The 11671-nt window shown below is 67.9% G+C and carries 5 protein-coding genes; 3 read left to right on the top strand and 2 right to left on the bottom strand.

The features are described from left to right. Window positions 1–25: 25 nt before the first annotated feature. The gene (locus tag OIE13_RS04905; protein ID WP_326642475.1) at window positions 26–325 is read left to right on the top strand and encodes an NIPSNAP family protein; all 300 of its coding nucleotides are present in this window, start codon (window positions 26–28) and stop codon (window positions 323–325) included. On the opposite strand, the gene OIE13_RS04900 is transcribed toward OIE13_RS04905, so the two are convergent. Both OIE13_RS04900 and OIE13_RS04895 read right to left on the bottom strand, forming a co-directional pair. Then, on the bottom strand, window positions 280–3246 hold the full coding sequence (locus OIE13_RS04900; RefSeq protein WP_326642477.1) for an NACHT and WD repeat domain-containing protein: 2967 nt from the start codon (window positions 3244–3246) through the stop codon (window positions 280–282). The two genes, OIE13_RS04905 and OIE13_RS04900, sit on opposite strands and share 46 nt — an antisense overlap. A 281-nt stretch (window positions 3247–3527) precedes the next feature. Then, window positions 3528–5684: a heavy metal translocating P-type ATPase gene (locus OIE13_RS04895; protein ID WP_326642479.1), complete on the bottom strand. Its 2157-nt coding sequence runs from the start codon at window positions 5682–5684 to the stop codon at window positions 3528–3530. Between the two features lie 438 nt (window positions 5685–6122). Between OIE13_RS04895 and OIE13_RS04890 the strand changes: the two genes are divergently transcribed. After that, on the top strand, window positions 6123–9260 hold the full coding sequence (locus OIE13_RS04890) for a type I restriction endonuclease subunit R (protein ID WP_326642481.1): 3138 nt from the start codon (window positions 6123–6125) through the stop codon (window positions 9258–9260). Window positions 9261–9273: 13 nt separating this feature from the next. Then, window positions 9274–10818, top strand: coding sequence for a serine/threonine-protein kinase (locus tag OIE13_RS04885; RefSeq protein ID WP_326642482.1), 1545 nt, complete (start codon window positions 9274–9276; stop codon window positions 10816–10818). Window positions 10819–11671: the final 853 nt, after the last annotated feature.

Genomic DNA, 11671 nt, shown 5'->3' with positions numbered 1-11671 from the left:
CCAACCCAAGGCGAAAGGCGATGACATGGCCGGGACCGTTCAGCATCGCATTTACACGATCCAAGAGGGCCTGCTGGAGGAATGGGCGGAGAAGTGGCGATCGCGGATCGTGCCACTCCGCCGCGAATTCGGGTTCGAGATCCACGGTGCCTGGCTGGATCACGAGCGCAGCCAGTTCATCTGGGTGCTCTCGTACGACGGACCGGAGAGCTTCCAGGAGCGGAATCAGCAGTACTGGGACTCTCCCAAGCGCGCCCGGATGGGCGTGGATCCGTCGCTCTACCTGGTGGACCGGGTGGTCCGCGAGGTGGCGGCCGTCTCCTGACGGGCGGGGAGGGGCAACATGTGACCGCGTCGTTCTTCCACTGTCAGGCTCCGATAGACGCGGCCTCGCGCCAGGGCCTGCAGCCGGGACAGGTCGGGCTCGGCCTGCCAGATTCGCGCCGTGCCGTCGAATGACGCGGTGAGCAGCGCCCGTCCGTCCGCGGACCAGGCGACGGAGCTGATCTTTCCGCGGTGGACACCGGCGATGGTGATCTCCTCACAGCGCTCGGCGTCCCAGACCCGTACGGTGCAGTCGTCGGATCCGGTGGCTATCCGGGTGCCGTCCGGCGACCAGGCGACCGCATGGACTCGGCTTTCATGGCCACGTAGGACACCGGTCTGCCTGCCGGAGGCGACGTCCCAGATGCGTGCGGTCCGGTCCGCCGAACCTGTGACCACGCTGGTCCCGTCAGCGGACCAGGAGACGCAGTCGACCCAGCTGTCGTGCCCGCGCAGGACCGTGTGCTGCTCTCCGGCGGCAATGTTCCAGATGCGGGCAGTGCGGTCGTCGGAAGTGGAGGCCAGCATTCGTTGTGTCGGGGACCAGGCTAGCGAGATGACCCAGTCCTGGTGACCGGTCAGGGTAGTGAGTTGTCGTCCGTCGGCCGCGTCCCAGACGCGAATGAACCAGTCGTGGCCGCCGGTGACCAGCCTCGTCCCGTCGGGCGACCAGGCGATCCCTTCGACGTAGTCCTGATGTCCCTTAAGGGTCAGGTCCGCCGTACCGTCTGCGACATTCCATATGATCACCGTGCGGTCATGAGATGCGGTGGCCAGACGACTGCTGTCGGGGGACCACGCCACACCGAGCACGTTGTCGCAGTGGCCGTGTAGTTCACGCATGATCTCGCCTGATTCCGCGTTCCAGATCCGCACGGTCAGATCCCGCGAGGTGCCCGCCACGTGCAGGCCATCCGGTGACCAGGCCACGCCTCGTACGACGTCCGCCGCACCGGTCAGAATCCGCTGAAGTTCGCCGGTCACGGCATCCCAGAGGCGGACTGTCTGGTCTCGCGAGGCGGTCGCGACTCTGGCCGAGTCGGGCGACCATGAGGCCATCTCGACCATTCCGCCATGACCGGAGAGTACGGCCAGCGTCCGACCGGTGACGGCATCCCACACCCGGCCGGTACCGTCACGGGAGGCGGTGACAATGCGTGTCCCGTCAGGTGACCATGCCAGATTGCGGACCGCGTCCGTGTGCTCATGCAGAGACAGGGTGGAGTGGCTGAACACCAGTGCGGTCATCAGGCCACGCAGTGCGGCCTGGGTCGTCACGCACTCGTCGAGGGCTGCCAGCGAGAGCAACAGGGACTCTTCGGGTGCCCGCTCGGCGGAGGTCAGGACATGCCTGCCGATGCCATCCGAGATCCGCCGCAAGAACGCCAGATCCCGGCGCTGGGAGACCTCGACCAGTTCACGAGTATCTTCGGTGGCCTGGCCGGAATCCACCAGGCCGGTCAGCCATCGCTGGGCGAGCACGAGCCGGCTCCCGGTCAGAAGGTAATCGTCACTGCGCCCGGATCTCCGCCAATCGACCGCCCACCGTTCCAGTTCAGCGCGTCGGCGCAGCTGCTCGGCACGGGTCTCGACCTCCTGCCGGAGTGGTGGCCACTGCCGGAACAAGGCCTCGTGCGCGACCTGCCCCACCGGCCGATCGTCTCGTACGTCGGTGACGAGCAGCCGGGCCTCGACGAACACCTCGACGATCCGCCGTTCGTCAGGGGGCAGTTCGGTCAGGACGACCTTGCGCCTGGCCGCCTCCTGTCCTTCGACGGTCACGAACTTCAACAGCACCGCGAGAACCGGCTCGATGCCGGCCTCCCCGTGTAATGCCACGACCGCCTGGTCCGCCTGGCGTGCCATGGCCCCGCCCACACCGCCGAGTGACCGGTAGTGCTCGATGTCAGCCATCCTGTCCGAGCCCACCAAGTCGTACAGCTCCTGTAGCAGGTACGCCAGCAGCGGTAGTGCGTCGCTGGTTCCGGCCTCCTTCACGATGAGATCCACCAGGCCGGGTGCGAACCGCATCCCCGCCAGTCGACCGGGTTCCTCGACGGCCTGCGCCAGTTCGGGGTGTCCGATCGCCCCGATGGCCATGGGGTTCTCAAAAAGCCCCGCCTGGGTGGTCTCCAGAAAGTCACGGAGAAACTCGATACGCAGCGTGGCCACCAGCCAGAGTCTTCGATCCCGCTCAAGGGCTGTGCGCACGGCGGAAAGGAACAGATCCCGCTCATGTTCTCCCGTTGACGTGAGCAGCTCCTCGAACTGGTCGACGACCAGTAGCAACCGGCTGAAGCGGCGCCCGGTCGTCGTCCTCAGTCGCTGGACATGATGGGCGAGGTCATCCGGCGACCGCCGTAAACGCCGCAGTACGGCAGGGGCCTCAACCGTGCCCTCGGCATCGGACAGGGCTGTGGCAAGTGCCGCCATCGGGTTGCCTCCGGGCGTCATGACAGGCAGCACCAACCAGCGCCGCTCTCGCAACCTCGGTATCACCCCGGCTTGCACCAGTGAGGACTTACCGCTTCCGGAAGCGCCGACCAGCGCGACGAACCGGTCATCCGGCGCGATGGAGGAGTTGTGCAACCGCCGTACGAGATCGGAGATCTGTCGGTCACGGCCGAAGAAAACCGCCGCTTCATCCTCTTTGAAAGCATCCAGCCCGGGATACGGCGGACGGCTGAAATCCCATACCCGCTTGGGAAGCGGAGGGTTCTCCAGGCGATAGGTCACAATAGTGCCCGCGATCAGGATGAGGATCAGCACCCCGATGGCCGGAGCCGCGATCTGTTGCAGAATCTGCAACAAGAACGGACCGTTCTCCACACTGGTCGCGTAGTTCGTCACGATGCCCAGAAGTGCGGCGACCACAACCAGGACGAGCTGCAGAAACAATGTCGACCACCGACGTCTGCTCATCGTGGCCCTCCAGAGCAGACACGCATTCGACCTCTCCCGCTGTATCGTTGCTTTCCTGTCCTATGGACGTATATCAAGGATGTTCATCTTCGGTCTGCCGGATCTGATCACCGACATTTTCCGGTCCATCCTGATCCTCCTTTCATGCTCGCCCACCCTGCCGTCGACGCGATCCACGAGTTCACCGGCTCCGATCACTCTCCGTAGGTGTCGAACCCGCCTTGACTGGCGTGACACTCCGGCAGAAGCGCCCACAGGACGGGGAACCGGGACACTCGCCGTCACCGATGCGGATGTCGATCGCCTCCGGCGCGCTCGTCGAGGACGCGTGCTGCGCTGTGCTCGGGCGTGAGGTCGAGTCGTCGCAGCAACTGGGCGTTGAGGGCGACGACGACGGTTGAGGCGGACATGAGGATCGCGCCGACGCTCATGGGAAGAACGAAACCGATGGGTGCCAGGACACCGGCGGCCAGAGGTACGGAGATGAGGTTGTAGCCGGCGGCCCACCACAGGTTCTGTCTCATCTTGCGGTAGCCGGCCCGGGACAGCTCGATCACCGAGAGCACCGAGCGGGGGTCGGAGCCGGCGAGGATGACACCGGCCGAGGCGATGGCCACGTCGGTTCCGGCGCCGATCGCGATGCCCACATCGGCCTGGGCGAGGGCGGGGGCGTCGTTGACGCCGTCGCCGACCATGGCGACCTTGTGGCCCTCGGCCTGGAGTTCGGCGACCTTGGCGGACTTGTCCTCGGGCCGGACCCCGGCGAAGACCCGGTCGATTCCGAGTTCTGCGGCGACAGAGTCGGCGACGGCTTGGGCGTCGCCGGTGATCATGACGACCTGGACGCCGAGCGCGTGCAGGGCATCGACCGTTTCGCGGGACTCCGGGCGGATCTCATCGGCCAGGCGCAGCGCGCCGACGATCTGACCGTCGGCGAGGACGTGCAGGATGATGGCGCCTTCCTCGCGCCACGCGTCGGCCACCGACAGTTCGTCCAGGTTGTGCTGCTTGAGCAGGTAGGGACCGCCGACCTCAATCGTGGTGCCGTCGACATTCGCCTTGACGCCGACCGCCGGCGAGGACGAGAAGTCGCTCGCGGCTGGGACGTCCAGCTCTCGGGTGCGGGCGGCACCAACGATCGCCTTGGCGAGTGGGTGCTCGCTGTCGGCTTCCGCAGCGGCAGCCAGCGCGAGCACATCCTCCTCGCTGCGGTCACCGGCCTGCTGGACCGCGGTGACGGTCGGCTCACCCTTCGTGAGGGTTCCGGTCTTGTCGAGCAGGACCGAGTCGACGGCGCGCATGCTCTCCAGGGCCAGACGGTCCTTGATGAGGACCCCTCCGCGGGCGGCCCGCTCGGTGGCGATGGAGACCACCAGCGGGATGGCCAGCCCGAGGGCGTGGGGGCAGGCGATGACCAGCACTGTGATGGTGCGCACCACACCGGCATCGGGCATCCCGAGGACGCTCCAGGCCACAGCGGTGATCGCCGCCGCGCCGAGCGCGAACCAGAACAACCCCCCCGCCGCGGTGTCGGCAATCCGCTGGGCCCGCGATGACGACGCCTGGGCATCGGACACGAGCCGCTGGATACCGGAAAGGGTGGTGTCGTCACCGGTGGCGGTGACTTCCACGCGTAGCCCGGAGTCGGTGGCGACCGTTCCGGCGATAACCTGGTCGCCCTGCTCGCGGCGCACCGACTTCGACTCGCCGGTCACCATCGACTCGTCCATGCTCGCCGAGCCACCAACGATCCGGCCGTCCGCCGGCACCGAGGCCCCGGGGCGGACGATCACCACGTCACCGACCACCAGATCGGCAGGTGCGACCTTGACGACATCGTCGCCGTCGACCTTTTCTGCCTCGTCGGGCAGGAGCGCAGCCAGCGAGTCGAGCGCGGAGGTGGTCTGGGCCAGCGAGCGCATCTCGATCCAGTGCCCGAGCAGCATGATGACGACCAGCAGCGCCAGTTCCCACCAGAAGTTCAGCTCATGATCGAGCAGGTGCAGGCTCGCGCCCCACGAGGCGATGAAGGCGACCGTGATGGCCAACCCGATGAGCAGCATCATCCCGGGCTTGCGTGAGCGAATCTCACTGATCGCGCCGGTCAGGAACGGCCAACCACCCCAGAAGTAAACGACCGTCCCCAGCACCGGCGACACCCACCACACCCACGGTGCGTCGGGCAGACGGTAGCCCACGAGATGGGCGAACATGTCATTGAAGCCCACCACCGGCACCGCCAGGACCAGCATGATCCAGAACAGCCGCCGGAACCGACCCACATGATCGCCGTGGTCACCGTGGCCTCCATGGCCAGAGTGGCCAGAGTGCCCGCCGTGTCCCTCACGGTTGCCGTGGTCGTGACCGGCGTGCGGGTCGTCCTGGTCGTCTGGTTTGTGGACATGGACCTTCAGGTGCTGTTCAGTGCGGTCATTCATGGCCCTAACTTATACCCCCCCTAGGTATCTGTCGAATGTAGAGGTTCCGGTCACCGACATGCGAGTGGCGACCGGAGACCGACAGTCAGCGCTCAGGCGGCGCCCACGTACCGTTCGGGGTCGGCACCGAAGAGGGGGCCATCGGCCCGGAAAGGTGAGGGTCATGTCCGCACCGGGGAAATACCCCGATGACCCGAGTGGGCGCGCGGCCGTCACCGGGATCCATGAGATCACCGATTCCGATCACTCGCCGTAGCCGTCGAACCCGTCTCGCGTACGGCGGCAGGAATCTCGATAACGATGTCGCCATCACTCCACACAACACAGCTTGATTGTGTACCGTGTTCACGTGACCTTGCCTCCTCCGCCAAGGCCGAAGGCCGACCGGTGCGACGGCGGGCACGCCCGTGACGGATCAGCGCCGAAGGGAATGTGATCGTGTCCCCCGTACATCACGAGAAGGTCTTCGAGGACGCGATCGAGTCTGCGTTGCGCGGAGCGGGCTGGTTGAAGGGCGTGAGAGGCGCCTACGACCGGACGCTCGGGTTGAACACCACCGAGTTGCTGGATTTCGTGCGGGCGAGCCAGCGCAAGGAGTGGGAACGGCTGGTCACCATGCAGGCCGGGGACGACGCCGGAGCCGCGCAGCGGCTTGCCGACACGGTGGCGAAGGCGATCGACAACGAGGGCGCCCTTGAGGTGCTCCGGCACGGGGTGAAGGACCGGGGCATCACCTTCAAACTGGCCTACTTCCGGCCCGCGCACACCATCGCGGCCGACGCGCTGGAGCCGTACAGCAAGAACATCCTCAGCGTGGTCCGCCAGCTCCGCTACTCGGAGACCACGCAGGACGAGCTGGACCTGGTGCTGTTCGTCAACGGCATCCCGGTCGCCACGGCCGAGCTGAAGAACACGCTCACCGGCACGACCGTCGAGGACGCCAAGGAGCAGTACCGCAGGACCCGCGACCCCAAGGAGCCGCTGTTCGCCCGGCGGACCCTGGTGCACTTCGCGGTGGATCAGGACCTGGTGTTCGTCACCACCCGGCTGGCGCGGGAGAAGACCAGGTTCCTGCCGTTCAACACCGGCGACGGCGGTCCCGGGAACAAGGGCGGCGCGGGCAACCCGCGCGTCCCGCTCGTCGGCGACTACCGGACCGCCTACCTGTGGCAGGAGATCTGGGCGCCGGACACCTGGATGGACCTGCTCAAGCGGTTCCTGCACGTGGACGACGAGGACGTGCGCAAGGGCCGGGGGCGCAAGACGTACCCGGGCAAGGCGCACCGGCTTCCGATGATCTTCCCCCGCTACCACCAGTGGCACGCGGTGCGGGAGATGACCGCGCACGCCAGGCGGCACGGCTCCGGGCACAACTACCTGGTCGAGCACTCTGCGGGCTCCGGCAAGTCGAACACGATCGCCTGGCTCGCGCACGCGCTGTCGAACCTGCACACGTCGGCGAGCCTCGCGGAGATCGACCCGGAGGCGATCGAGCGAGGGTACCGGGCGAACCAGCCGGTGTTCGACAAGGTCATCGTGATCACCGACCGGGTGGTGCTGGACCGGCAGCTGCAGGAGACGATCTACCAGTTCGAGCACACGCCGGGCGTGGTCAAGCGGATCGACCAGGACGCCGCCCAGCTCGCCGAGGCGCTCCAGGGCGAGTCCGCCCGCATCGTCATCACCACGCTGCAGAAGTTCCCGCACGTCCTCCAGCAGGTGGAGGGGCTGCGCGGCAAGCGGTTCGCGGTCATCGTGGACGAGGCGCACTCCTCGCAGTCGGGCGAGGGCGCCGCCGCGCTCAAGCGGGTGCTGCGCCGGCTCGGCAGTGACGACGTGGACGAGGACGGCAACCTGCTGACCGCCTCCGCGCTGGCCAGGGGCAGGCACGAGACCCTGTCGTACTTCGCGTTCACCGCGACGCCGAAGAGCAAGACGCTCACCCTGTTCGGCACCCCCGGGAGCGACGGCAAGCCGCGCGCCTTCCACATCTACTCGATGCGCCAGGCGATCGAGGAGGGCTTCATCCTCGACGTGCTGAAGAACTACGTCACCTACAAGACGCTCTGGCGGCTGATGAGCCAGGAGCCGGAAGATCGCCAGGTGCAGAGGCGTAAGGGGCAGGCGCTGCTGGCGCGGTTCGCCGAGCTGCACCCGACGAGCATGCAGCAGCGGGCGCAGATCATCGTCGAGCACTTCCGCAGGCACACCGCCCCGCAGCTGGGCGGCCGGTCCAAGGCGATGGTGGTGACCCGGTCGCGGGAGCACGCGCTCCGGCTCGGCCAGGCGATCCGCGACTACGTGGAGACGAATGGATACGCCGGCTGCGGCACGCTCATCGCCTTCTCCCAGACGCTGAAGGTCACCGACGAGCACGGGGTGGAGACGGAGTACACCGAGGCCGGGCTGAACGGCTTCGGGGAGAAGGAGCTGCCGGACCGGTTCGCGTACTGCCGGGCCGACGACAGCGCGCCCAACGCCGCCGAGAAGGCGGAGTACCGGATCCTGGTGGTCGCCGACAAGTACCAGACCGGGTTCGACCAGCCGCTGCTGACCACGATGTACGTGGACAAGAAGCTGGCCGGAGTTGCGGCGGTGCAGACGCTGTCGCGGCTGAACCGCACGCACCGGCTCAAGTCGCAGGGCGACGTGTTCGTGCTCGACTTCGCCAACGAGGCCGAGGACATCCAGGCCGAGTTCCAGCCCTACTTCGAGGGTACGGCGGCCGAGACCATCGATCCGAACCTGCTCTACACGCGGGCGGGCGCCGTAGCGGGGCACGCGCTGCTTGTGGAGTCGGAGATGCAGGCCCTCACCGAGGCCTACCTGCGGGCCGAGCGGGCCTCGGCGACGCAGCGCGACTGGGAGAAGGCGCACGCGGCCCTCTACCGGTTCACCGAGCCCGCCGTGGCGCGCTTCGTCGAGCGGCAGGGGCAGGACAAGGAGAGCGACGACGACTCGGCCGAGCGGTTCCGCGGCGACCTGCAGTCCTTCGTCCGGATGTACGGGTTCCTGTCGCAGGTCGTGCCCTACACCGACGACGACCTGGAGCGGCTCTACCTGTTCGGCCGGTTCCTGCTGAACCGGCTGCCGCGCCGGGAGGACCCGGCGGTGGACGTCGGGGAGATCGACCTCACCCACCTGAAGATCGCCAAGACGGGCGAGCACGACGTCAGCCTGTCCGCCACGCCCGGCGGTGAGGTGACGCTGCCCGCCCCGTCCGGCGCGGGCGGCGTGGCGGCCGAGCCGGAGATGACGTCGCTGCACGCGCTGATCGCGGCGGTGAACGACAAGTACGGCCTGGGCCTGTCGGAGGCCGACCAGGTCTGGGTGGAGCAGCAGTTCGAGGAGGCGGTGGTCAACGACTCGCTGAAGGCCGCCGCGCTGGTCAACGACGAGGCCAACTTCGGCGAGGTCTTCGCCGACCACCTGGAGAAGGTCGTGGTGGACCGGCACACCGGCAACACCGGCCTGGTCCAGCGGTTCTTCGACGACTCGCTCTTCCGCTCCCGGATCACCGAGCTGGGCCGGAAACAGGTCTACAAGATGATCCGGGAAAGCACCGGGATCGAGTGATATAAGCATGATCGTGGATGCGGGAACGGTCGTCGGCGGCCGATACGAGCTCGTCATGCGGCTGGGCGAGGGCGGCCACGGCGAGGTCTGGAAAGGCTTCGACCAGTCGCTGGACCGGCACGTGGCCGTCAAGTTCATCCGCGCCGAGAGCTTCCCCACGCCCGGGGAACGCCGCGAGGCCGAGCAGCGGTTCCGCCGGGAGGCCCGGGTCACGGCCAGGATCCGGCACCCGGGCGTCCCGGTCGTCCACGACGTGGGTGACCTCGACGGATCGCTCTATCTGGTGATGGAGCTGGTCGAGGGCTATCGCATCGACCATCTGATCGACGCGCACGATCCCCTTCCGGTGGCCTGGGCGGCGGCGATCGCCGCCCAGATCTGCGCCGTGCTGACCGTCGCCCACGCCCGGTCGCTGATCCACCGGGACCTGAAGCCGGTGAACCTCATGCTGTGCGGCGACGGCACGGTCAAGGTGCTCGACTTCGGCATCGTCGCCGTCCTCGACTCCCCGAACATCACAAAGATCACCCAGGTGGGGCAGGGCGTCGGCACCTACTGCTACATGCCCTCCGAGCAGGCCATCACCGGGAAGGCCGACGCGCGCAGCGACCTGTACGCGCTCGGCTGCGTGCTGCACGAGCTCCTCGCCGGAAAGCGGGTCTTCGAGTCCGCCCACCCGGCGGCCGAGATGGCCCGCCACTACTCCGAGGCGCCCCCGCCCCTGCGGTCCCGGCGGCCGGACGTGCCCGCCGAGATCGAGGAACTCGTCCTGGCGTTGCTGGCCAAGAACCCCGCCGACCGGCCCGGCGACGCCGCCCAGGTCTACCAGCGGCTGCTGCCGTACATCGTCGCCCTGCCACCGCTGCCGGGCACGACGGCGGTCGCACCGTCGCCGGACCCGGGCCGGATGTACGCGACGGTCGTCGGCCGGATCGCCGAGACCGCCCTGGTCGGCCCGCGAATCCCGGTCCCGCGCACGACTCCCCCACCTCGGCTGTCCAGAGGTGATCTGGTCGCGGCCAGGGAACGGGCGGAGGAACTCGCGGTCGAGGGCCGGCTCAGCCAGGCGATCGAGATCCTCAAGGAGGCCGTGGCCGCCTGCGCGCCGCCCGCCGGGGATCGCCGGCTGCTGATCGCCTTGAAGATGGACCTGGCGAACGCCCGGTTCACCGCCCGCGACTACCCGACGGCCCTGGACGACTTCGAGGAGTTGATCCCCGCGCTCACCGATATGCTCGGGGCCGGGCACCGGGTCGTCCTGGAGTGCCGGTACAACCAGGCACTCAGCTCGGCCGCCCTGGGGTGGAACGAGACGGCGCGAGAGCAGATGACCGGTCTGCTCGGCGACGTCCGTACCTCACTGGACGAGCACGACATCCTCACGCTGGAGCTCCGCCGGGAGATCGGCGAGCTGCTGGCCAGGACGGGCGACCACGAGCGGGCCCGAGCCGATCTTCGCGCCCTGCTCCCCGACCTGACCGCCGTCTTCGGCCCCGACCATCCGGAGACCCGGCATGTCCAGACCCTGCTGGAGAACCTGGACCAACTCGGGCACTGAACCCGCCGCTCGGTACGGTGGACCTCCGGCCGCTCCGCCACCAGCGCGATCTGCTCGTCGATCGCCACCTTGAGACCCACGGTTTCCGTAGAAGGTCTTCGAAGCCGCGATCGAGTCTGTGTTTTTCAAGACGGGCTGGTTGAAAGGGGTGCGGGGCTCTACGACCGGGCGCTCGGGTTGAACACCACCGAGCTGGGGTCGCGTCCGCGCAGGTGGTGTACGAGTGTTTGAGATCGGTACCCGCGTCGCGCCTGGCTGATCGCCGTTGAAAAGCGCGGCGTCGTCCGTGGGGAAAAGCGCAGCGAGGGCGGTGGAGTCGCCCGGGACCGCTCACCGGTAACGCACCGCGCGGAGTCAAAGATCAAAAGCGCAGCGAGGGTCGTGGAGTCGCCCGGGACCGCTCACCGGTAACGCACCGCGCGGAGTCAAAGATCAAAAGCGCAGCGAGGGTCGTGGAGTCGCCCGGGACCGCTCACCGGTAACGCATCGTGCGGGGTGGTGGCGGGCGTTGGGCGGGTGTGGGTTAAGAGGGCGGGCCGGTGGGCTCCGGGAGGGGATAAAGCGGGTCATGGCGGGCGTGGAGGCGGGGCCGTGGTGGTGACGATCGGGGATTTTCCATGATCTGGGTGAGTTGGCACGCTGGGGGCGTGCGGATTCACCCAGATCAAGGAAAGCGCCACTCCCGCCCCCTCGGGTGGGCCGCCTTTCGTGGTGGAAGGCCCGATTCATCCCCGCACCCGGCCGGGGGCGACCCGTGACCGGACGCCCCGCGGACCTTCGTACCCCGCACGGCGAGAGCGCCGCGCGAGGCGGCGGCGAGCAGCGGCGAGGAGCGGCCCCGGATCCTTCCGTA

It is taken from the genome of Streptosporangium sp. NBC_01810 (assembly GCF_035917355.1).
In the GTDB taxonomy this organism is placed as follows: Bacteria; Actinomycetota; Actinomycetes; order Streptosporangiales; family Streptosporangiaceae; genus Streptosporangium.
Note: the sequence above shows the minus strand (reverse complement) of the source record. Positions and strands in the feature narration are given on the sequence as shown.

Coding starts and splice junctions, on each gene's coding strand:
- OIE13_RS04905 (WP_326642475.1), top strand. CDS start 26: ATGGCCGGGACCGTTCAGCATCGCATTTACACGATCCAAGAGGGCCTG.
- OIE13_RS04900 (WP_326642477.1), bottom strand. CDS start 3,246: ATGAGCAGACGTCGGTGGTCGACATTGTTTCTGCAGCTCGTCCTGGTT.
- OIE13_RS04895 (WP_326642479.1), bottom strand. CDS start 5,684: ATGAATGACCGCACTGAACAGCACCTGAAGGTCCATGTCCACAAACCA.